15 protein-coding genes are annotated in these 21,552 nt (G+C 73.8%); 7 read left to right on the forward strand and 8 right to left on the reverse strand.

What is annotated here, in order from left to right; genetic code table 11:
- Positions 1-4 precede the first annotated feature (4 nt).
- Positions 5-1,696, forward strand: a complete 1,692-nt coding sequence (locus tag ACWFR1_RS10615; protein WP_453548860.1) for a hypothetical protein — start codon at positions 5-7, stop codon at positions 1,694-1,696.
- A gap of 316 nt (positions 1,697-2,012) precedes the next feature.
- Here the strand turns inward: ACWFR1_RS10615 and ACWFR1_RS10620 are convergent, their stop codons facing one another.
- Positions 2,013-2,708: a type 1 glutamine amidotransferase domain-containing protein gene (locus tag ACWFR1_RS10620; protein WP_453548862.1), complete on the reverse strand. Its 696-nt coding sequence runs from the start codon at positions 2,706-2,708 to the stop codon at positions 2,013-2,015.
- 61 nt (positions 2,709-2,769) lie between these two features.
- On the reverse strand, positions 2,770-3,495 hold the full coding sequence (locus ACWFR1_RS10625) for a hypothetical protein (RefSeq protein ID WP_453548864.1): 726 nt from the start codon (positions 3,493-3,495) through the stop codon (positions 2,770-2,772).
- 315 nt (positions 3,496-3,810) lie between these two features.
- Here ACWFR1_RS10625 and ACWFR1_RS10630 point away from each other — a divergent pair, with 315 nt between their 5' ends.
- On the forward strand, positions 3,811-4,092 hold the full coding sequence (locus ACWFR1_RS10630; protein WP_453548867.1) for a polyprenyl synthetase: 282 nt from the start codon (positions 3,811-3,813) through the stop codon (positions 4,090-4,092).
- Positions 4,082-5,245 (forward strand): oxygenase MpaB family protein, encoded by a 1,164-nt coding sequence (locus ACWFR1_RS10635; protein WP_453548869.1) that lies wholly within the window; start codon positions 4,082-4,084, stop codon positions 5,243-5,245. The genes ACWFR1_RS10630 and ACWFR1_RS10635 overlap by 11 nt, the downstream gene beginning before the upstream one ends.
- A gap of 338 nt (positions 5,246-5,583) precedes the next feature.
- Here the strand turns inward: ACWFR1_RS10635 and ACWFR1_RS10640 are convergent, their stop codons facing one another.
- Entirely contained in the window at positions 5,584-6,054 is a 471-nt protein-coding gene (locus ACWFR1_RS10640) for an Lrp/AsnC family transcriptional regulator (RefSeq protein ID WP_453548871.1), read from the reverse strand.
- A gap of 94 nt (positions 6,055-6,148) precedes the next feature.
- On the opposite strand from ACWFR1_RS10640, the gene ACWFR1_RS10645 reads away from it, so the two are divergent.
- Positions 6,149-6,997, forward strand: coding sequence for an LLM class flavin-dependent oxidoreductase (locus tag ACWFR1_RS10645; protein ID WP_453548873.1), 849 nt, complete (start codon positions 6,149-6,151; stop codon positions 6,995-6,997).
- Between the two features lie 66 nt (positions 6,998-7,063).
- On the forward strand, positions 7,064-7,540 hold the full coding sequence (locus tag ACWFR1_RS10650) for a nucleoside deaminase (protein WP_453548875.1): 477 nt from the start codon (positions 7,064-7,066) through the stop codon (positions 7,538-7,540).
- Here the strand turns inward: ACWFR1_RS10650 and ACWFR1_RS10655 are convergent.
- On the reverse strand, positions 7,483-8,739 hold the full coding sequence (locus ACWFR1_RS10655; protein ID WP_453548877.1) for a serine hydrolase domain-containing protein: 1,257 nt from the start codon (positions 8,737-8,739) through the stop codon (positions 7,483-7,485). The genes ACWFR1_RS10650 and ACWFR1_RS10655 overlap by 58 nt on opposite strands.
- A 140-nt stretch (positions 8,740-8,879) precedes the next feature.
- On the opposite strand from ACWFR1_RS10655, the gene ACWFR1_RS10660 reads away from it, so the two are divergent.
- Positions 8,880-9,563, forward strand: coding sequence for a maltokinase N-terminal cap-like domain-containing protein (locus tag ACWFR1_RS10660; RefSeq protein WP_453548879.1), 684 nt, complete (start codon positions 8,880-8,882; stop codon positions 9,561-9,563).
- Positions 9,564-9,574: 11 nt separating this feature from the next.
- On the opposite strand, the gene ACWFR1_RS10665 is transcribed toward ACWFR1_RS10660, so the two are convergent.
- From ACWFR1_RS10665 to ACWFR1_RS10675, 3 genes are all read right to left on the reverse strand, one after another.
- Positions 9,575-10,702: a trypsin-like peptidase domain-containing protein gene (locus ACWFR1_RS10665; RefSeq protein ID WP_453548881.1), complete on the reverse strand. Its 1,128-nt coding sequence runs from the start codon at positions 10,700-10,702 to the stop codon at positions 9,575-9,577.
- Positions 10,703-10,717: 15 nt separating this feature from the next.
- Positions 10,718-16,165, reverse strand: a complete 5,448-nt coding sequence (locus ACWFR1_RS10670; RefSeq protein ID WP_453548884.1) for a trypsin-like peptidase domain-containing protein — start codon at positions 16,163-16,165, stop codon at positions 10,718-10,720.
- 126 nt (positions 16,166-16,291) lie between these two features.
- The gene (locus ACWFR1_RS10675; protein ID WP_453548886.1) at positions 16,292-17,242 is read right to left on the reverse strand and encodes a DNA/RNA non-specific endonuclease; all 951 of its coding nucleotides are present in this window, start codon (positions 17,240-17,242) and stop codon (positions 16,292-16,294) included.
- A 116-nt stretch (positions 17,243-17,358) separates the two neighbouring features.
- Here ACWFR1_RS10675 and ACWFR1_RS10680 point away from each other — a divergent pair, with 116 nt between their 5' ends.
- A complete protein-coding gene (locus ACWFR1_RS10680; protein ID WP_453548888.1) occupies positions 17,359-18,180 on the forward strand; it encodes a caspase family protein in 822 nt (273 codons plus the stop codon).
- 60 nt (positions 18,181-18,240) lie between these two features.
- On the opposite strand, the gene ACWFR1_RS10685 is transcribed toward ACWFR1_RS10680, so the two are convergent.
- Positions 18,241-21,405, reverse strand: coding sequence for a LuxR C-terminal-related transcriptional regulator (locus tag ACWFR1_RS10685; protein ID WP_453548890.1), 3,165 nt, complete (start codon positions 21,403-21,405; stop codon positions 18,241-18,243).
- Positions 21,406-21,552 lie beyond the last annotated feature (147 nt).

Here is a 21,552-nt window from a genome sequence, read left to right on the forward strand (position 1 = left end):
CACCATGTCTTCGATCACCAGCTGGACCCGGCTCGAACCCCGTGCCCGCACCGGCGACCTGCGGCCCTCACTGGAGGGCCAGGTGCACGACCCCGCCTGGATGCTGGCCCGGCAATGGCAGTTGGGCGAATTCCTCGGCGACGACGCCGGAACCCCCGTATGGGTGCGGGTCCGTGGCCACGCCGACCGGATCACCCGCTTCCGGCCCGGCCCCGCGGCAGGCGCCGGCACCGACTACGACGGCGCCACGCCCCTGGAGGCGCTGGTGGAGGCGGAGCCCCCGGGGCGCCGAGCCACCTCCGCCGACCTGCGGTCGGGCGCGGAGGCCGGTCAGCACCTGCTGCGGCTGCTGCGTTCGGCCGGGCTGCCGGCCGAACCCCTCGCCGAGGCCGTCGCGATGATCCTGGACGACTTCCCGCTCGGTCTCACCGGGGAGGAAGGCGCGGTCGACGCGGCCACGGACCGCTTCCTGTCGGTGCTACGCGGCCGGGTCCCGGACGGACACGCCCTCGCGTTCAGCCTCCACGCCTCCGCGCCCACGCCGGAGGAGCCGGGCTGGGGGCTGCCCCCGGCCGCGTACGACGTGTTCCGCGCCTGGCTCGCCTGGTACGACGAGCGGCACCTCACCGCCGCCGAGGGAGAGCCCGCGTGGGACGCCCAGCGGCTCGAACACCGCTTCTCGGTCGGCCTGTCCGAGGCCGGCCGGGAGACGACGCTCACCGGCTCCGCCTACCAGGGCGGCAGCCTCGACTGGATCGACTTCACGGCGGGCGGGGACACCGGGCTGGAGTCTCCCGCCGCGCGGGAGACACTGCTGAGCACCACGTTCCCCGCGCCGGTGCGTTTCCCGGGCATGCCGGCGCGCCGGTACTGGGAGTTCGAGGACGCCCGGGTGGACCTCGGGGGGGTCGAGGCGGCACCGTCGGACCTGGCGCGGATGCTGGTCGCCGAGTTCGCCACGGTGTACGGCAACGACTGGTACCTGGTGCCGCTGGAGGTGCCGGTCGGCTCCCTCACGACCCTCACCTCGGTGGTCGTCGGGGACACGTTCAGCTCGGAGCTCGGCGGCCCGACACTGCTGCCCGCCCCCGGCACCGGCAACGGGGACGCCCACTGGTCGGTGCACCGGCTGAGCACCGAGGACGGCGGTCGGCGCGCGGGGCTCTTCGTGCCGCCGGTGACCGTCGGCGGCCTGGAGGGCGAGCCCGTCGAGGAGGTGCTGCTCGCTCGTGACGAGGGCGCCAATCAGGCCTGGGCGGTGGAGCGCCGAGTGCCGACACCGGTGGGCGGCTCCCTCGACCGCTCCCGTACGGCTCCGGTACAGCATCCGGCGCCGGCCGTGGCGGGCAGCACCGCCGTCTACCGGCTGATGACCGATGTGCCGGACCACTGGTTCCCGCTGCTTCCGCGGGAACCGCGCCCCGGCACGTACCTCCTGAGGCTCGGCCACCTCGACGGACCCGACGGCACGCCGCGGCTCCCGCTCGGGCGGCTGCTCGCGCCGGGCCTGCCCAACGCATACGACCTGTACGCGGAGGAGGTGCCGCGTGAGGGCGTGCGGCTCACCCGCTCCCACCAGTACGCGCGAACCCGCGACGGGCGGGGCGTGCTGTGGACCGCGCGGCGCGCCCGCCCGGGGCGCGGTGAGACGTCCTCGGGCCTGGTCTTCGACCGGGCGGAGGAGCGTACCTCGTAGGCGTGCGGGGGGCGCGGGCGGTCCGACGGCTCCGGGAGCGGTCGGACCGCCTGCCGCGCGGCGGGCAGGGGACGTGTCGGCAGGGTCCTCGACTCCCGCTGGTCGACCCGTCTCCGCAGGCTGCAAGGGGTCGCAGGTTGAAATCCTGTCGTCCCGACTCGAAAGAGTCGCAGATCAGGGGCCGCTTCAGAGGAATCTGAAGCGGCCCCTGATTCGTTTCCGGGGACTGGCCACCGGGAGCGGGACCGAGGCTGGGATCGGGAGCGATGAGGGGTCCACTCGCCTCGACCGCTCGGCGGGCTCAAGGCCGGGAGCGTCAGGGCATCTTCTTGAGGACCTCGGTGGCGAGCGGGGCGGAGGAGGACGGGTTCTGGCCGGTGACGAGGTTGCGGTCGACGACGATGTTCGGGACCCAGGGTTCGCCGACCTGGACGTCGACGCCGGCCTCGACCAGTCGGGTCTCCAGGAGCCACTTCGCCTTGTCGGCGAGGCCGCCCTGGGTCTCCTCGTCATTGGTGAAGGCCGCGACCTTGTAGCCGGCGAAGGCGTTGGTGCCGTCGGTCCTCGTGGCGGCGAGCAGGGCGGCGGGGCCGTGGCAGACGACGGCGAGGGGCTTGCCCGAGTCGAGGGCGTCGACGAGGAGCCGGCCCGAGGTCGCGTCGACGGCGAGGTCCTCCATCGGGCCGTGGCCGCCGGGGTAGAAGACGGCCGCGTAGTCGTCGAGGGCCACGTCCTCCAGCGCGATCGGGTGCCGCAACTCGGTGAGGGAGTCGAGGGCCGCGGCGACCTTGTCGGCGCCCTCCTGACCGCCGTTGACCTCGGGTGCGAGGCTGCCCCGGTCGACCGTCGGGACGACGCCGCCCGGGGTGGCGACCACGACCTCGTGGCCGGCCGCCCGGAACGCCTCGTACGGTGCCACGGCCTCCTCGGCCCAGAAGCCGGTGGGGTGCTCGGTTCCGTCGGCGAGCGTCCAGTGGTCGGCGCCGGTCATCACAAAAAGGATCTTGGACATGCTGAGTGGCTCCGAGGGGTCTCTGCAGGGCTGACGCCCTGGGTTCGGATCGTTCGGATCGTCAGTACGGCGATGATTCCGACGATAGGCCCGTCGCCGGCCGGTGTCCCCCGAGGATTCCCCTGACCGGTGCAGCCTGGCCGGTGAGGCCCGCCAGGGCGAGAGCCCTGAGGACGGCCGGGAGGTCCCGCGGCTCGTGGTCCGTGGTGAGGGGGCGCAGCCGCTCCAGGAGCTGACCCGGCTCCAGCCGGTGCGCCTCGGCCGCGGCCAGCAGAGTGTCCGCGCTCGGCCCGCCGGAGGCGACGTCGACGTGGTCCGCCAGCGCGCGCAGCGCTCGGTCCCGGTCGGCGACGTCACTCATGCCGCAGTCCAGGCCGTCGTCGCCGAGGTCGTCGGGGTACGGCGCGCGGGCCCAGGCCCCGTTCTCGTACCAGTAGACGCAGCCCAGCTCGTAGCCCTCGAGCCGGTCGCGCAGCTCCTCGTACGGGAGCCAGTCCGGGCCGCCCGCCAGCATGTCGATCGGCGGCTTGTGCCACTTGACCCCGCTCGACTCGTCCTCGCCGTAGAGCACGAACCGGCCCTCGCCCATCCGGGACATGGTCCACCAGGTGCAGCCGGCGTCGTCGTGATGCAGGCCCTCCTCGTCGATCCAGCGGCCGGTGCGGCAGCCGCTCGGGCGCCCCTCTTCCTCGGCGGTCGCGGCGATCGAGGCCAGCAGTGCCCAGCGGGCCCACAGCGCCTCGCCGGAGGGGAGGTCCTCAGGCAGTCCCGGACGGTGAATGGTCATCCTTGCCTCCGTGTGTCGTCGTCCTGATGGTGATCACGGCAACAGTAGGGGCGGGCGGCCGGAGGCCGGAGGTCGCGTCGGGGGGATCCGAGACGACCTCCGATCGGCTTTGGGGCCGATCGAGTGATAACCGGCTGTCGGTTCGTCGGTTCATGGGTCCGTGCTCGTCGGGGGCGGGGTCGGGGCTCTCGTACGTCCCAGCGAGGTGATCACTCGTTGGTGAGTTTGCCCGTCCCGGTCCCCCGGGCGGAGTAAGGGTGGGGGAGGAGTGACGGGGAGAGTGCGGCCGGGACGTGCCGCGGGCGGGGGAACGGCATGACGCGGGAAACGGGATCCCACGGGGGTCTCGACCAGCGGGCGGTGTTGCTGGCGGCAGGTGTCGCGGACCTGGCGGTGAGCACGCTGAGTGCGGGACTCGGGGCCGTACGGGGCCTGTTGCGGCGATCGGACGCCGCCGAGATGGCGGCGGAGGCCGAACGGGACCTGGAGGCGCGCGGACGCCTCGTGCTCGACAGGTACACGGCCCCGCCCCCGGCCCACCTGGAGGTACTCGCCCGGCACGTCCTGGCACGGCGGGCGGCCGACGATGACGTCTGAGCGGTGGGAGCCGGCCGCGTTCAAGTCGCGCGTCGACGCGGTGCTCCGGGGGTACGTCGCCCAGGAGGCCGACCTGCTGACGGCGGTCGACCCCGCGCTGGGTCCGGTCGCCGAGCAGCTGGAGGCGGCGGTCGCTGACGACGGGCTGCCCGACGTCGCCCGGGAGTACCTCCGGGCCACCAGCGCCCCGCCGTCGCGGGTCGACTGGGGCGAGATGGAGAAGGCCCGGTTGTTCTTCATCGGCAACAGCGTGCACATCTCCACCGCGCTGTCCTTCGCCTCCATGCCCGCCTGCTATCTCGTCCCGCACGTCGCGAAGCTCCTGTCGACGACCCACGGGCTGCACTACCCCTCGAAACGCATGGCGGAGACCGGCCAGTTCACCGTCTACCTGATGCGGCCGGACGCCTTCGAGGCGGGCAGCCGCTTCATCCCGGCCGCGCAGAAGGTCCGCCTTCTGCATGCCTCGATCCGCCATCACCTCGGGCGCGAGGACCGCTGGGACAGTAAGACGGCGGGGGTGCCGATCTGCCAGGAGGACATGATCGGCGGGCAGATGTTCTTCTCGCTGCTCGTCCTCGACAGCCTGCACCGCCTCGGCATCCACATGACCTCCGAAGGGGCGGACGCCTACTACTACGCCTGGCGCGTGGTCGGCGCCATGCTGGGCGTCGACCAGGACGCCGTGCCCACGTCCCTCGACGAGGCTCGCGACTTCCTCGACCGGTACATGATCCGCCACATGGGCCCCTCCCCGGAGGGTGTCCATCTGACCCGCCAACTCATCGACCTCTACGAGGAGGTGGTGCCCGGCACCCTCTTCGATCCGGTCGTCTCCGCCCTCATCCGCTACCTCGTGGGCGACACCAGCGCCGACTGGCTGGACGTCCCCCGCACGCGCTGGGACACCCTCGTGAAGGCCGTCCCCCACCTCCTCGGCGTCCTGGAGACCATCGAGGACCGCTCCCCGCTCGGCGCGTGGGCCCTGGACCGCCTCGGCCACCTCACCACGGTCCTCGAACTGTCGTCCCTCACGCGCGGACGCGTCATGCACTACGCCGTCCCCGAACACCTCAGGAAGGACTACGGCCTGTCCACCGGACCGTCCCGCACACGGCGGTGGACGCCCCCGGCCGCCACGGTCTCTCCGTGATCCCCGTGATCCCCGTGATCTCCGTGATCTGCGTACCCCTGCGATTCGCCCGATCCGCGCGCCCCTCCGCTCCGCTCGGGTGGGGCGCGCGGACCTCGACGGCCGTGCTCAGGTGCCGCAGGAGGACTCGGTCCGTACGAAGCCGCCGAGGTTCTCGTCGTGTCCGACAGACGCGAGGTCACGCGCCGGACGTCAGGCTATTGATCTTGGTGAGCGGGGCCCCAGCGCCGATCGCCCTGTTCGGCGGAGCGCGCGGTCGGAATCGGAGGGCGCACATGGGCGGGTCGCGCGCCCCCCTGTGGATGGGCGGGAGTCTCGGCGAGTGGGTGGAGGATCCCTCAGCGAGCCGGGCGCGCGGGCGTGCGCGGCTCGCCCGGGCCGCGGAGCGGCAGCGTCTCGCTGAGGACGAGGCTCGTGGTCGTGCTCCCGAACTGCGCCAGCGCGTCGACGAGCTCCTCCAGATGGGACATCGACGTGGCCGCCACCTTCAGCACGTAGCAGTCGTCCCCGGTGGTCCGCAGGCACTCCAGGTACTCCGAGCGCTCACCGAGCAGCCGGCGCAGCGGCTCGTGCCGGGTCCCCGGGTACTTCAGCCGGACCACCGCGAGCACCGGGTAGCCGGTCCGCTCCAGGTCGACCTCCGCCCGGAACCCCGTGATCACCTCGGCGGCCTCCAGGCGCCGGATCCGCTCCTTGGTCGCGGACGCGCTCAGGTTCACCCGGCGCGCCAACTCCGTGTACGCGATCCGGCCGTCCTTCCGGACCTCCGTCAGGATCGCCCAGTCGGTCGCGTCGAGAGTCTCGGTCATCCGCCCAGAATACGGGCGGATCCACGGCAGAAGGGCCCTGGAACAGGCGGGAAGCCCTTCAGCGGGCCCCTGGGGCCGGACTAGCCTCGATCCCGTGAAGATCGGAGTCAACATCCTCAACTTCGGGCCCGGAACCGACCCCGGAGTCCTGCGCGCGGGTGCCCGGACGGTGGAGGGCCTGGGCTATGACCTGCTGATGGTCTCGGACCACATCGCCGTCACCCCCGACGTCGCCGAGCGCTACCCGGCACCCTTCTACGAACCGTTCACCACCCTCTCCTGGCTGGCCGGCCTCACCACCCGGATCCGGCTCGGCACGACGGTGCTCGTCGCGCCCTACCGCCATCCCCTGCTGACCGCCCGGATGGCGGCCAACCTGGACGCGTTGAGCGGCGGCCGGCTGGTACTCGGCGTCGGGGTGGGCTGGGCGCGGCAGGAGTTCGCCGCCCTCGGCATCCCCTTCGAGCGCCGCGGCCGACTGACCGACGACCACCTGCGGGGCGTCCGGGAGGCGTGGGCGAACACCGCGGACTACGGGCGCCGCCGGATCCCGGTGTGGGTGGGCGGCAACAGCGACGCGGGAATGCTTCGGGCCGTACGGCTCGGGGACGCGTGGCACCCGCTGCGCCGGACCGTGCCGTGGCTGCGCGAGGGCGCCGACCGGCTGGCGGCCGCCGCGGCCGAACTGCGGCTCCCCGTGCCCGCCTTGGCTCCTCGGATCGCCCTCCAGGTCACCACGGCGCCGGTCACCGGGGCGGATCGGATCGCGGGGCACGGCACGATCGACCAGATCCTCGACGACCTCGACCAACTGCGGCTGCTCGGCGCCGAATCCGTCGTCCTCGACCCGTACACCGGGGAACCGAGCGAGACGCACCACCCGGAGAAGGCCTGGCAGGCCCTCGCCGCCGTGGCCGGACACCTGTCCCTCTCCCACGAGTGACCACTCTCCCACCGCCGGCGTCCCTGACCACCGCTGACGCCCCCCACCACTGAACGGAGCCCTCGCGTGATCACGCACGACGACCACATCCTCCTTCGCCGGGCCATCGCCCTCGCGGCCAAGGCGAAGGACGGCGGCGACCCGCCCTTCGGCTCGCTGCTCGCGGCACCGGACGGGACGGTCCTCGCGGAGGAGTACAACACCACCCTCACGGAACGGGACATCACCGCGCACCCGGAGCTCAAGCTGGCGCGCTGGGCCGCGCGCGAGCTGGACGCGGCGACGGCGGCGGAGACCACGATGTACACCAGCTGCGAGCCCTGCGGGATGTGTGAGCCCGTCATCCGCCTCGCGGGGCTGCGGCGGGTGGTGTTCGCCCTCTCCGGCGAACAGCTCCTGGACATCAGGCCGGCGAGCGGGAAGCCGCCCGTGCCGCAGGACGGCCCCGCGCTGCTCGACGAAGTCCGGGCCGTCGTGCAGGGGTACTACGGGCTCGACGGGGATTCCGGGCTCGGCGGAGACGCCGGGAGCGGGATGTCGTAGACGTGGTCCGGGGTCACGACGCCGGTGACGGCCTTCCCGAAGAGGGTGCTGGGCGCGACCCCGTCCTTCGTGACGTCGGTGTTCAGGAGCACGACGAGGGTCGCCTCCGCCTCGGGCAGGTAGATCGTCAGCGACTGGTATCCCGGCAGGGAGCCGTTGTGGCCGATCCAGCCCTGGATGTTGAAGATGCCGAGTCCGTACCCGTCGCCGCCGGTGGACGTCGGATAGACCCTGACGCGTTCGGCCTGCGTCTCGGCGGTGAGCAGCGTGCCCGTGGCGACGGTCTTGGCCCAGGTGCGCATGTCCTGGAGGTTCGAGATCATCGCGCCGGCCGCCCAGCCCCAGGAGGGGTTCCAGTCGGTGGCGTCCTCGATCTCGCCGGACGCGGTCTGCTCGGTGTAGCCATGGGCGTGCGGCCTGGGGAAGGCGGCGTCCGTCGGGAAGACGGTGTGCCGCAGGCCCGCCGGCTCGACGACCTTCTTCTGGACGTACTCGTGCAGCGGCATGCCTCCGGCCTTCTCGACGACGAGACCGAGCAGGACCGTGTTCGTGTTGGAGTACTGGAACTCCTCGCCCGGCTGGAACTCCACCGGGTGGTCGAACGCGTAGTCCAGCAACTGCCGCGGTGTGAAGGGGCGGTCGGGGTTCGTGGTGAGGGCCTTGTAGAAGTCCTCGTCCGCCGTGTAGTTGAAGAGTCCGCTGCGCATGGCCGCGAGGTGGCGCAGCGTGATCTTGTCGCCGTTCGGCACGCCGTCGACGTAGTCGGAGATCGGGTCGTCGAGGCCGACCTTGCCCTCGTCGACCAGTTCGAGCACGGCGGTCACCGTGAACGTCTTGGTCTCGCTGCCGATCCGCATGTAGAGGCCGGGACTCATGGCCGCGCCGGTCTCCGTGTCCGCCTCGCCGAAGGACCGGATGTACGTGCCCTTGCCAGGCGCCGACAGGGCGACCATGACGCCCGGCACGTTCGCGTCCCGCCTCACGTCCTGGATCGCCTTGTCCAGTTCGGCGGCGACGGCCGGGGTGAGCTCCGGGAAGTCGCTCTCCGCCGAAGGGGCGGCCGCGGAGGACGTCACGAAAGCGGCGGGGCCCGGGGGCTCGGTGGCGACGGCCGCGCCCGCGCTCAGCGGGGCCGCGAAGATCCCGAGGGCCGCGGCACCGGCACAGACGCGCCGCCGACGGCTGGATGAGTACCTCACGGCGGGCCTCCTGGCGGCCGGGGACGACACTCCACCTCCCAGGCTAGGTCCGGCGGCGCGGGCCCGCACGGCGACCTGGGAGCCGTCTGTTAGGTTCCGTTGGCCTGTGAGTTCGCCCGGTCGAGAGGAAGAGTCGCACGATGGCCGTCATCCACCACACCACGATGCAGCCCACCAAGCTGGAGCTGCTCGCCTCGTGGCTGCCCACCCGTGACTGGTACACCGGCCGGGAGGGCGGGCCGAGCCCGGCCAGGGCCGGCGGGTTCCGGCTCGACGACCCGGCCGGCGAGGTCGGGATCGAGTTCATGGTGGTGACCGACGGGACGGAGGAGGGGGCCGCCGCGTACCTGGTGCCCATGACCTACCGCGACGCCCCGCTGGCGGGTGCCGACCATGCCCTCATCGGTACGTCCGAGCACGGCGTCCTGGGCACGCGCTGGATCTACGACGGCGCCCACGACCCCGTGCTCGTCGCGCAGTTGTACGCCCTGGTGCGGGGGAGCGCGGTGGCGCAGGCCCAGTCCGTGAACGACACGCCCGACCTCACCGTCTCCGCCTTCCTCGCCGGGGGCACCGCGGAGGGTGCGGGCGGCGAGGCGGAGCTCGTACGGGTCGCGGACGCCGCCGACCACACCGAGGTGGTCGTGCGGACGTCCGCTGGTGAGAGCGGTCAACTGGCCTTGTGCGTGCAGCGCGTGCTGCGAGCGGGCGACTCTGGCGACTCGGACGGCGCCCCGGAGCTCGGGGGCGTCACCGCCGAGTGGCTGCGGCCGGACGGGAGCACCGTCCGCGGGCTGTACGCCGTCGTGAAGAGCGCCTCCTAGGACGACAGTCCCTAGACCCAGTTGACCTCCGCCCGCGCGAGCAGGGGGTCGTCGACCAGCTCCCACAGCGGGACCGCGAGGTTCCCGCTGCGGTAGCGGCCGCCGAAGTGCAGGCCCAGCACGCGGTGGTCGGTGAGGTCGAAGACCGGGGAACCGCTGTTGCCGCCCAGCGTCGAGCAGTCGTGCTTCATCACGAGGCTGCCGGGGGTGAACTCGGTGGCCGCGCCCGGCTGGAGCCGTTTCACGTTGTACACGTCCATGAAGATCCGGCTCATCGACTCGGGTTCGTTGCGCCGCCCGTCCCAGGCCGGGTAGCCGATCACGTACACCGGGCGGCCCGGCAGGCTCGCGGGGGCGTCGGCGGCGACCGCGAGCGGGGTGGGCAGCCCGTCGGAGACCGCGGGCTCGATCCGCAACAGGGCCATGTCGACGTCCGGATGGATGCCGATGATCTCCGTGATCTCGTACGTGGCGGAGGGCGGAGCCGGAGGCGCGGCCGGGTCCACGTCCCCGGCGTCGGCCAGAGGGAGCTCCTCCGCCGGGTCCACCCGCGCCGACATCCCGAAGGCGAACGACCATCGGTCTCGGTCGGCCTCGAACCGGCTGAACTCCGCCGCAACATGACGGTTCGTCATCACCGCGCGTGGTCCGACGAGGAAGCCCGTGCCGATCCAGTCCAGGCTGGGATGGCCGGTGACCTCGATCCGGCCGACCCGGGCCAAGGACTCCCGGATGGCGGCCCGGTGTCCGTCGAGGACCGCCCACTCGTCCCGCTGCGACGCGAAGTCCTGGCGCTGGACCAGGATCGCGGGACGACCCTGGAGGAGGACGATCGCCTCCACACCGAAGGCCTCGTCCTCCTCGATCTCGTCCTCGCGGTGCGCCGCCAGCTTCTCCAGCCCGCTGGCCCCGGCCTCCAGGACCCGCGCCCGCTCGTCACGCGCGAAGCGGGAGATCTCGGCCGCGGGCGCCACGGCGGCGGGGAGTTCCAGTGACGACTCGGCGATCTCCGCCTCCAGATCCGCCCGGACACGTGCGGCGACCTCCCGCAGGTCCCCGAAGATCTGCTCGGGCCCGGTCGCGACCGGCGACCCGCCCAGCGCCCCGCTTCGTGCTCCGCTCCGTGCTCCGTTCGCCATGGTCACTCACCTCGGCTACCCGTGCGTCCGTGCCGTCGGGGCGGGCCGCCCCGACTGACCGGCCACGATCTCGTCGTACAAGTCAGGTCGTGACTCCCGCAGATGGGCCATGATGCTGCTCATCTGGGTGCCGACGTTCACGAACTGCGTCTTCCCGCCCTGGAACTCGACCTCGTCCACCTTCTGAGTTCCCCGGTGCAGTCCCACGACCGTCCAGTCGTCGAGGCAGACGGGGGAGCCGGACGAGCCGCCGCGCGTGTCGGTGAAGTACAGGATGTCGCGCTCGTCCGCCCGGTAGACCAGGTTGTTGCGCAGGGCGACCCGCTTCGGCAGACCGCCCGGGTGCTGGATGATGTTGACCGGGACGCGCTGGCGTTCCCGGACGAGCAGCGGCCGGGTGGCGACCTTGAGCGTCGGCCTCGGCGCCTGTTCGGCGGCCAGGCGCACGATGGCGTAGTCGAGCGCCTCGTCCCAGGCGGCGAGTTCACCGGCGGTCACCTCGGGCGAGGCCGATGCGTTCTCGACGAAGTCGAAGCGCGAGCGGGACATCAGCGCCTGGAGCCGAAGGTCCTCGTCGCTCACGAACGGCCGGACCCCCGACTCCCACGAACGGGCCATCACCACATGGTGGTTGGTGATCAGCAACCCGGGCGCGACCATCCACCCCGTGCCGCCGTGCGGGTACGAAGGGAGGAGCGGGGCCCCCGACTCGTACGGCGGGATCCTCAGCAGGGCGACGGAGGCGCCGGCCCGGATGCCGCCGTGGAGGAACTCGTACGGCACGGTGTCGTCCTGGAGGACGATCTCCTCCTTGAGCTCCCCGGGCATCATGTCCGCCGGGAGGGCCGCCTCGCCGGTGATCTCCCGGGCCACGGTGTCGAGGGCGCCCTGCAGGACGGCGCGCGGGCCCCGCTCGTGGGTGTGCTCGATGGCGTTGTGCAGCCAGATCTCCAGCGGGACCAGGCCGTCGATGAGGCGCTCGACCTGGTTCATCGCGTTCAGGTCGGCGTGGGTCTGGTGCAGGGGGTCGCTCAGCTGTTGCAGGGTGGCCGTGAAGTGCGCCGGGATCCCCTTGAGCAGCGCGGGGCGCAGCGCCCGGTCGGCGAGCCCCGCCTCCATCGCGGCGTTGCGGACCCGGACGAGCTCGTCCTGGGGCAGGAACGGCTCCTTGCGGAGCGCGGCCCCGGCGGCGTCGGGCGGCGGCTGCGTCCACAGGCCGACGCTGCCGCGCCGGGGACGTGCGGCCGCGCGGGGAATCGCCCAGGAGCCCGTCGCGGCGTCGGGGAGGGGGCGGCCGGGAACGGTCCGTCCGGGCGGGGGCGGGGGAGGGGAAGGGCCGTCGGGAGAGGGTGCGTAGGGAGGGGGTGGGGCGGGGCTGTGGGGGGTGGGGCCGGGCGGGCCCGGTCCCGCGTCCATGGCGGAGGCGACGCCCAGGAGCAGGTCGCCGCTGCCGTCGCGGAGCGCGAGCGCCTGCCGGGCGACGCTGTCAAGGGTGCCGCGCCGCCGCGCCTCCCGCAGGGCCCATTCGATCCGCTCGTGCCCCATGCGGAGCCCGCCCGTCGCCGTCCCCGCGTGCGGGGGTTCGCCGGCCGCCGCGTCCAGGATGCGGGCCAGCGGCTCGCGCAGGCGGGGCTCGTCGGTCATCGTCGTGTCGATCCAGTGGGCCAGTTCGCCCACGACGGCGTCCTCGTCCGCCGGGAGTCCCACGAGCCGCAGCGTGTGCTCCAGGAGCTGGGGATCCGCCCGGCAGGCCGTGGCGGCCGCCGTGCGGGCCAGGGACGGCTGCCGGGCCAGCTCGGCGTCGGGCATCCCGCGCAGGGTGCGGGCGAGCCGTGCCTCCGCGGGAGCGGCGTCACCGTCCGCCAGGGCCGCGAGCCGGGACCGCGCCACCAGGACGCCCAGGGACTCGTACCGCAGGCCGAGGCCGGCGGCGATCTCCTCGGCCTCCTGGAGGTCGCGGTCCGCGTCGGCGAAGTCTCCGGCGTCCTGCGCGAGCCGCGCCGACAGCTGGAGCAGTTCGAGCTGGGTCTCCGCGCAGCCCGCCCGCGCCGCCTCGTCGACGGCCCGCTCGGCACCCTCGCGCGCCTCCTTGCCCCGCCCCGAGCGGGCGAGGGTCTCCGCGAGCAGTGCGTGGAGCCGGCTGCACGGTGTCCACGGGCGCCGTTCGGACAGCCGCTGTGCCGCGGCCTCCACGTACCCCTGGGTGAGCAGGTCCTCGACCTCGCGCGCGGCGATCCGCTCCCAGTCCGCCTGGTCGGCCCCGGTCATGATCTGGTCGGGGACGTGCCCGCCGATCAGGCCGAGGAGGAAGGCGGCCGACCGGTCCGGCATCTCGCGGTGGGTCGTGCCGCCCAGGTGGGCCGCGACGCCCGTCTGCCAACGTGCCTCCACGGTACGGGGGTTCTCGCCGAGCCGGAGCCGGTGGTAGATCTCCTCCGCGCGGTCCTTCGGCCCCTCGCGGACCGTGTAGTACGCGACGGCGCTCCGGTCGACGGCCCGCATCAGATCGGTCCGCGCGCGGTCCGACAGGCGGAGCATGATGGCCCGCAGGTCGGTCCGGTGCCGGATGGCCCCCGGGCCGGCCGGCTCCATCAGGTCGACCCGCGAGGTGAGCAGCCCGTAGAGGCGGCGGGCCTCCGCCGGGGTGTCGACCCGGAGCCCGGCCGGTCCGGCCAGGACGTGCCGGACGAGGTCGGGGGTGATGAAGCGGAGCGCGAGGCCGGCCTGGACCAGGGCCCGGACGTCGTCCTCCGCGATGTGCTTGAGGATACGGTCGTACAGCGTGCCCTGGATGAGCATCTGGTCGACCTGCCGGTCGAAGTAGCGCCGCCGGTACGGGAGTCCGCGCAGCAGCTCGCCGAGGGAGGCGGAGCCGCCGCCCAGGGCGACAGCCGTACGGGCGGCCAGCTTGAGGCTGAGCGGATGGCCGCCGATCCGGTCGACGAGGCTCTCGGCGACCGTCTCGTCCTCGACCCCTGACGACATCAGCAGGTCGACGGAGGCCTCCGGGTCCAGCTCGGTGAGCTCCATCGTCCGGGGGGTGAGGACGCGCGCCGGGTGGTCGACGGGCGCGCGGCCGGCGACGACGAAGCGCAGGCGCGAGTACGCGGCGCGCAGCGCCGTCCAGATCGCCCACATACGGCCCATCACCGGCGAACCCCGGTACTGGGCCTCCTCGAAGGAGTCCATGACGATCAGGAGGGGCGGGGCCGACCCGCCCGGCGGGGGCCGGACGGCCTCGGCGACGAGGGCCGCCACCCGGCGGGCGAGCTCCTGCTCGCGGGCGCTCGCCCGGGCGTGGAAGTCCGCCGAGTAGTCACGACCGATCGTCGCCCGCGTGGTGGAGAGCAGGTGGAGCTCGTCGAGTTCGTTGCGTTCGCCGCGCTGGACCGCCGCCGTCCGCTCGCACTCGTCCGCGAGGGCGTCGAAGGCGGCGCGGTGTCCGGGGTGCTGGATGCCGAGCTGCCGCGCCATCTCAGCGATGATGGTGGCCGGTTCGTGGATGGAGAGCGTGGGACGCTCGAAGTCGAGGTAGGCGAAGGGGAATCGGGAGGGGGCGGCGGCGGTCAGCGCGTCGACGAGGAACCTGGCGAGCAGCATGCTCTTGCCGATGCCGCCGACGCCGTGGATGAGGACGGGGGGTTCCGCCGGCTCCTCGGGAAGCGCGAGATAGGTGCGCAGGGAGTCGAGTTCGGCGGCGCGGCCGTGGAAGGTCCCCTGGAGGAGTCGGTGCATCGGCTGGAGCAGTCGGGCCTCCTCCAGACGGTGTTGGACGTCGTCGACGGCGGGCAGACCGGTGACGCCGGGGACCCGGCTGAGCCAGAGGACGGCCTGGAGGGTGTCGCAGAGGACGTCGGCGTCGGCGCCGCCGGCGCCGTCGAGGGGGCTCGCGCCGGTGAGCAGGGCGAGGGCGGTGCGCTCAGGGCCGGGGCCCTCGGGGCGCAGCCCGATGTTGCTCCGCAGGGCGCGCAGCGCGGCTTCGGGTCCCGCGAGGCCCGCGAGGGTCGTCTCGCGGATCTCGGGCGTCAGCGTCCAGACCGTGGCATCGGGCGAGGGCAGGGCCGCGCAGTCGTCGACGAGCTCCAGGACCGCCCGTCCCGTGGACAGTTCCTCGCCGGGGAGCCGCAGCATCGCAGGGTCGAACTCCTGCAGCAGACAGGCTGCTTCGCGGTAGGACCTGCGCAGGCCGGGCAGGGCGGGAACAGGCGCCGCGAGGCTCGTGCGCAGCGCGTCGCGCAGCTGATGGCCGGCATCCCCGGGTGCCGGCGAGGGCGGCAGCGGGGGGAACGCCCGGTGGAGCCGTACGACATCCTCCACGGCCGTGCACAACCGGCGCATGTAACTGTCCTCCGCCCCGGGGCGGTCGACGGCGCACAGGACCTCGGACACGGCCGTCTCGGTGAGGTCGCGGACGATGTCGTCGGTGGGCTCGGCCGACTCGTGCGGGGAGCCGGGTGCGGCAGGGGAGCCCGGCGACGCGGCGGCGAACTCGCCGAAGAACTCCCGGAAGAAGGCCCGGACATCCCCCTCGTCCAGCAGGCGTGTGGTGTCACGGCACTCGTTCTTCCGAATCTCGTACGGGAGTTGGCGCATCGCCGTCGAGTAGCCGAGGAGGACCAGGCGCGGCACGGTCTCCTTCCGTACCGGAGTGTGCTCGTAGACCGCCCGGGCGAGGACGCCGATGCAGTCCCACACGTCCGAGTTGGGGTCGAGCCGGTCGCAGTCGTCGAGGACGAGCCAGAAGCTCTCCTCGGCGGCGGTCGCCCGCCCGACGATCCGGTGAGCGGCGTCCTCGTACGAGGGCAGTGGATCGTTCAACCGTGTCGGGTTCAACGAGACGGCGTCGGCCTCGACTCCGGGACGCGCGACGAAGGCGGCGAGGCGCTCCATGAGCCGGGCCGCCGTCGACGTGCGGGACAGGGTGACCCGTACCGGCCGGAAGCCGCAGTGCTGGCCGAGATGGCGGATGAGCTCGTACGTGTAGGAGCGGCCGCTGTCCGGGGGGCCGTCGACGACCAGGACCGTCTGCTCCGGGTCGGCCAGGAAGCCCCGGAGCTTCTCGCGCAGCTCCGACCGGTCGAGGAAGGCCTCCGTGCCGTGCTTCAGGAGCAGGCTGTGGAACGGGTCCTGCGGGGAGCGGTCGAGCCGCTCGTCCTCCCGGAGCCGGGTGAGGAGGTTCCGGGCCTCCGCGCCCTGCTCGAAGGCGTGCGGATCGTCGATCGCGGCCAGCGCGTCGAGCCCGGAGAGGACCGCGAGCAGCCGGCGCTGGTGGGCGATGTCCCGGCGGGCCGCCCCGACCACGAGCAGGGCGTTGCGGTCGGGGTCAGGGGTGAGCGGCAGGTCCTGGACGAAATCGGCGGGCAGCCCCGCGCGCAGCAGACCTTCCCGTGGCTCCGGTGTGTCCAGGAGATGGGCCCGTACCCAACTGGCGACGAGCCCCCACTCCGTCTCGGTGAGCGGCATACCGCACCTGTCCGGCGAACTGGCTGGTCCTCCTCATCGTTTCACCGGGCGGTACCGGTCGCAATCGCTGGTCGGGGCGGGCGGGAGAACAGCCGCGCAGGGGTTCGTGCGGCACGTGAACCGGGGTCACGGGTGCAGCACGATGTCCCCGTACGACTCGAGGCGCCGCCAGCGGTCCTCCGGCCCGCGCGCCGGCGGCAGCACGTCCACGTCCGGCAGCGGCCCGAACTCCAGCTCCGTGATCTCGGCGATGTCCGCCACCGGCACCTGGTACGTGCGGAAGGGACCCAGCGGCGGCGGCGCGCCCGCCGTCGCCCCCGCGAGCGCGCGCTCGGCGTCCCGGCTCAGGTCGGGACTCTGGTCGAGGACGTACGCGGCGGAGGCGAGCACCCCGTCCTGGAGGAACGCGGCCACCTTCCAGAAGCGCAGCGGCACCTGGATCCCCCGGTACGGCGGGTCGGAGTCGTGGAGCACCGGCCCCGTGAGCACGGTCAGCTTCCGGTCGAACTCCGCCGCGTGGTCGAGGAGGTAGTTCTCCAGGCCCTGCCAGAGCTGCTTGCCCTGGTTGAAGACGTCCGCCTGCGGCGCGGCGTTGGTGAAGTGGAACGTGTCGGTATTGGCCCGCGCCGCCACCGCCGGCGTTCCCCACACCGGGTCGAGGCGGCGCACGAGATGGCCGCGGTCGAGACTGTTGTTCCGGTAGACCGCGTCGCCGGCCTGGTGTTCCTCGGGCAGCCGGGGGTCGAACTCCCAGACGTCGTCCCGGGGGACGTCCTCCTGGAGCTCCCGCCCCTCGATGCACACCGCGGTCGAGGCGGCGAGCCGCCGGTCCGGCCGGAAGACGACGGTGAAGTGCGTGTACGGCAGGATCACCGTCGCGACCGTGCCGCGGGCCGGCAGCGGGAGCGGTACGACGGGGCCGAGGAAGGCCTCGTCGTATCCGGTGCGGTCGACGAGCGCGTCGCCGCGAGGGCCGGGGCCGGCGGACGGGGCGCCGGTGGGACGGGCACCCGAGGAGGGGGTGCCGGCGGACGGGTCGCCGGAGGCGGGGGCGGGCGGGGGATCGGAAGGGTTCATACGATGTAAGTACCGCGTGGAGAGGGTCGCGCTCGGCGCCGGACGGCAGGCCACTCGATCAGCCGCCCCGGCAGTCGCCCCGGCATCCCCCTCCCCTCCGTACGAGGAGGCACCCCATGGCCACCGGACTCTCCCTGCACGTCGGTCTCAACGAGGTCGACCCCGCCCGTTACGAGGGCTGGGCGGGCACCCTGATCGCCTGCGAGAACGACGCCCACGACATGGCCCGCATCGCCCGCACCGCGGGGTTCGAGACCACCGTCCTGCTCACCCCGGACGGCACCGTCGCCAACGTCACCTCCGCCCTCGGCGAGGCCGCGGCGCGGCTCGGGACCGGCGACATCCTGCTCTTCACCTACTCGGGCCACGGCGGACAGGTGCCCGACGAGACCGGGACCGACGAGACCGGGACCGACGCCGAGCCGGACGCCCTCGACGAGACCCTGGTCCTCTACGACCGCCAGTTCCTCGACGACGAGGTGCAGCGGGCCTTCCGCGCCTTCGCCGACGACGTACGGATCGTCGCCCTCCTCGACTGCTGCCACAGCGGCAGCAGCATCGAGATCCCCGGCGTCACGGACGACGGACGGGGCCGCTATCTGCCCGAGCCGCAGCAGCGAGAGCTGTACGAGCGCGACCGGGCCTTCCTGGACGAGCTGCGGCGCTCGCTCGCCAAGGACGCGGCCGCCGACGGGACGGACCACGACGCCCTGCTCGTCTCGGCCTGCCAGGACAACCAGACCGCCGCCGACGGCGACGTCAACGGAGCCTTCACCGGGGCCCTGCTCCAGGTGTGGGACGAGGGCGCGTTCCGGGGTGGTTACCGCGACTTCCACCGGGCGATCCAGCGCCGGCTGCCTCCGAGTCAGAGCCCGAACCTGTACCTGACCGGCGCCCCGGACCCGGGCTTCCTGAGCCAGCGGCCGTTCACGGTCTGAGCGCCGGTGTCCATGTCACGGTCCCGAGCCTGACGGTCTGAGCGCCGGTGTTCATGTCACCTACGGCCTGAGCGCCGTAGCCAGCTGGGCGCGCGAGCGGACGTCGAGCTTCTGGTAGATCCGGGTCAGCCGGGCCTCCACCGTCTTCACGCTCAGGTACAGCTTCGCCGCCGCCTCCTGGTTGCTCGCGCCCTGGCCCACAAGACGGGCGAGCCGCAGCTCCGCCTCCGTGAGCGTGGAGAGCGCGGGCAGCGCCTCCTCGCCGCCCGAGCCGCCGCCGGAGCTCTCGCCCGCCGCGCCCGCCGGGGTCTCGCAGGCCAGGGCCAGCCACGGCGCAGCGCCGGCCCTCTCGAACACCGACGCGGCCTCGTGCAGGGCGCTCTGCGCCGCCGACCTGCGCCGTCTGCGGCGCTCCACCCGGGCCAGCGCGATCAGCGCCCGGCCCCGCTCCAGCGGCAGCCCGGCGCGGCCGAAGCGCTCGGCCGTCCCCGTGAGCAGCTCGGCCGCCGCGTCCGTCCGCCCCTCCGCCGCCAGGCAGAGGGCGTGCACCCGGTCGCAGCCGAGGAGCACGGTGCCGCGCCCGAGGCGCTCCGCCACCGGCCGTACCTCCGCGAGGAGCGCGAGGGCCTCGTCGCCGGCGTCGTTGGCGAGCAGCGCCTCGGCCAGCTCCTCGTGCCAGCGCAGCATCGACGGATCCACGGTCGACTGGGCCCGCTCGTCTGCCTGCACACGCCGCAGCGTCTCCAGGGCGGCCGCCACGTCACCGTTGACGAGCTGGACGCGGCCGAGCGCGTACCGGCTGCGCGAGAGGAAGACCCGGTCGCCCTCCTCCTCCGAGGCCTGGACGCTGCGGCGGGCGTAGCTCGCGGCCCGCGCGAAGCTGCCGCCCGCCGTCTCCGCGAGCGCCAGCGCGTACCAGGCGGGACCGGGGGAGAGGCCCGCCTCCAGGGTCAGGGCGAGGGACTGCCCGGCGTGTGCGATGGCCGCCGCGCACGGGCCGATCCGGGACTCGATCTCGGCGAGGGTGCTGAAGAGTTCGATGGCGTCCTCGACCGATCCGCGCCGCTGCACCAGCGGGAGGAGGGCGCCCAGCTCGTCACGGGCGTCCGCCGGCCGCCCGTCGAAGAGCGCGTGACGGATCGTCAGGATCTGGGCGGCGTTACGGATTCCGAGCGGACGCTCGGCCAGCTCCAGGGCGCGTGCCTGGGCGAGCACGGACTCCGCGTCCGGCGAGCCGAGCGCCCGCTCCATCCGCGCCTGCACGGTCAGCGCCTGCGCCGCCGTGCGCGGATCACCCATCGAGGCGGCCAGCGCGGCCGATTCGGCGGCGGCCGTCCGCGAGCGCTCCGGATCGCCGTCCGCGAGCACGTACTTGACGGCGAGCCGGAGCTGGACGGCGGCCCGCAGCGCGGTGTCCCCCTCCGAGTCCTCCATGGCGTGCACGTACATCTCGTCGAGCCCGGTGAGACCCTGGCCGGCCGTGTCGAGGACGGCGAGGCGCGCCCTGACCCGGTCGGCGGGTGCGGCGTCCCGGGCGAGGAGGTCGGTGGCGGCCCGGATCGCGAGGTCGGCGCGGGCCGCCCGGGCCGCCTCCTCGGCGGCGTGGACGAGCCGGGCGATCCGTCGCGTACCGTGCCGGCCGGGCGTCGACTCGGCGGCGAGCATGGCCAGTTCGGCGGCGAGCGCGCTGTTCCCGCGCGCTCGGGCCAGGTCGGCGGCGGCCGCGACCTCGGCGGCGAGCTCCTCGTCGGGGATGTCGGTCGCGAGCGCCCGGTGGCGTACCGCCTCCACCGGGTCGTCGACGACCTCGGCGAGGGCCGCGTGCCCGGCGCTGCGCGCCGCCCAGCAGGCGTCGTGCACCAGGGTCGACGGCAGCAGTCCGGCGGTGAAGGTCACCGAACCGTCCTCGGCGAGCGACACCAGATCGGCCCGCTCGGCCGCCGCCAGGTCCGCCTCCGCGGTGGGCCGGCCGGCCCGGCGGACCAGGGTCGCCGAGGGGCGCAGCGCCAGCGCCGCGAGCAGCAGCGTCTCGCGTACGGGGAGGGGCGCGGCGCCCAGGAGCTGGCGGGCCAGGTCGCGGGCGCGCCCGGAGAGCGTGAGGGCCTCGGCGTGGTGCACGGGGGTGCGGGCGTCGGCGAGCGAACGGCCCACGGCGAGCGCGAGCCGCGGATTGCCGCCGCTGGCCCGGTGGATGCGGCCGGCCATCCGGGAGGGCAGCCGGTGGTGGATGAGGAGTTCGGCGATCTCGTCGGCGTGCAGCGGGGGGACGAGCAGGACGTCCGCCTCGGACGGCACCCAGAGGCGCGCGGCGTGCGGGTCCTCGGGGCGGAAGGCCCCGCGGTCCGGCTCGTGCGCCTCGCCGTACGGTTCCGGCGTCTCGACGGCGACCACGCGCAGCGCGGGTGGTGCCAGATGGAGCGCGAAGCGCAGCAGGTCCGCGCTGTCGGCGTCGATGTGCTGCACCCCGTCGACGACGAGCAGGACGGGGCCGGGGGAGGCGAGGGCCCGCAGGATCCGGGCGATGCCGAGGCGCAGGGCGATCGGGTCCCAGCCGCCCGCGTCGATCGGCGCCTCGCGGCAGAGCATGGCGACGGCGGTGCGCTGGGGGCCGGGCAGCTCGTCGAAGACCCCGGAGGCGAGCACACCGGGCGCGAACTGTCCGGCGGACGACCGCCGCGAGTGGGACGGTCCGGCGGCGGCCGAGTGCCCTGAGGAAGCCGGTCCGGCGGGGGTCGACCGCCCCGAGTGGGACGGCCCTGCGGGCGTCGACCGCCCGGCAGCAGTGGTTCCCGCCGCGGCCGACCGCCCGGCAGAGGTGGTTCCCGCGGTGGACGACCGTGCTGCCGGGACCGACCCAGCGGGGGACGGAGGTGCGTCGAGGCGGTGCGGGTCAGAGGTGGACGGATCGGCCACGGGCGTGCCGGGTGCCGGCCAGGTCACCGTCGCCGCCACGGAGGCGACGAGCGCGGCGGCCGCGGCTCCGGGTATCTCGCGGTCGGACGGCAGGGTCGCGAGCCACAGGACGGTCTCGCCGCGCGCCTCCGCGCGGCCCGCCTCGGCGAGCGCGAGCTCGGTCTTGCCGACCCCCGCGGGCCCGGTGAGCAGGGCGCGGCCCCGCGTATGCAGGACGCGTTCGAGCCGGGCGAGGAGTTCCTCCCGGCCGACCGGCGCCGGCGGTCCCCCTGTGCCGGCGGGACGCAGGGGGCGGTGCGGTGCTGTCGTCACTGTTCACCACCTCCGGCGCTCGGGCCCCCGGCCCGTGAGCCCCGTGGGCAGAGAATACGGAGCCCACACGTGGAGTCCAGGCCTCGTGTCCGGCATTCGGACGGGACCCCCTCGGCCGCTTCCGTCCGGACGCGCCAGAACGCGCCC

The organism is Streptomyces sp. NPDC055103 (assembly GCF_053607625.1).

Excerpts from the sequence above, each read along its gene's own strand:
- ACWFR1_RS10640 (WP_453548871.1), bottom strand. The coding sequence starts at position 6,054 with ATGACCGAGACTCTCGACGCGACCGACTGGGCGATCCTGACGGAGGTC.
- ACWFR1_RS10615 (WP_453548860.1), top strand. The coding sequence starts at position 5 with ATGTCTTCGATCACCAGCTGGACCCGGCTCGAACCCCGTGCCCGCACC.
- ACWFR1_RS10680 (WP_453548888.1), top strand. The coding sequence starts at position 17,359 with ATGGCCACCGGACTCTCCCTGCACGTCGGTCTCAACGAGGTCGACCCC.
- ACWFR1_RS10675 (WP_453548886.1), bottom strand. The coding sequence starts at position 17,242 with ATGAACCCTTCCGATCCCCCGCCCGCCCCCGCCTCCGGCGACCCGTCC.
- ACWFR1_RS10635 (WP_453548869.1), top strand. The coding sequence starts at position 4,082 with ATGACGTCTGAGCGGTGGGAGCCGGCCGCGTTCAAGTCGCGCGTCGAC.
- ACWFR1_RS10670 (WP_453548884.1), bottom strand. The coding sequence starts at position 16,165 with ATGCCGCTCACCGAGACGGAGTGGGGGCTCGTCGCCAGTTGGGTACGG.
- ACWFR1_RS10620 (WP_453548862.1), bottom strand. The coding sequence starts at position 2,708 with ATGTCCAAGATCCTTTTTGTGATGACCGGCGCCGACCACTGGACGCTC.
- ACWFR1_RS10660 (WP_453548879.1), top strand. The coding sequence starts at position 8,880 with ATGGCCGTCATCCACCACACCACGATGCAGCCCACCAAGCTGGAGCTG.
- ACWFR1_RS10630 (WP_453548867.1), top strand. The coding sequence starts at position 3,811 with ATGACGCGGGAAACGGGATCCCACGGGGGTCTCGACCAGCGGGCGGTG.
- ACWFR1_RS10625 (WP_453548864.1), bottom strand. The coding sequence starts at position 3,495 with ATGACCATTCACCGTCCGGGACTGCCTGAGGACCTCCCCTCCGGCGAG.
- ACWFR1_RS10665 (WP_453548881.1), bottom strand. The coding sequence starts at position 10,702 with ATGGCGAACGGAGCACGGAGCGGAGCACGAAGCGGGGCGCTGGGCGGG.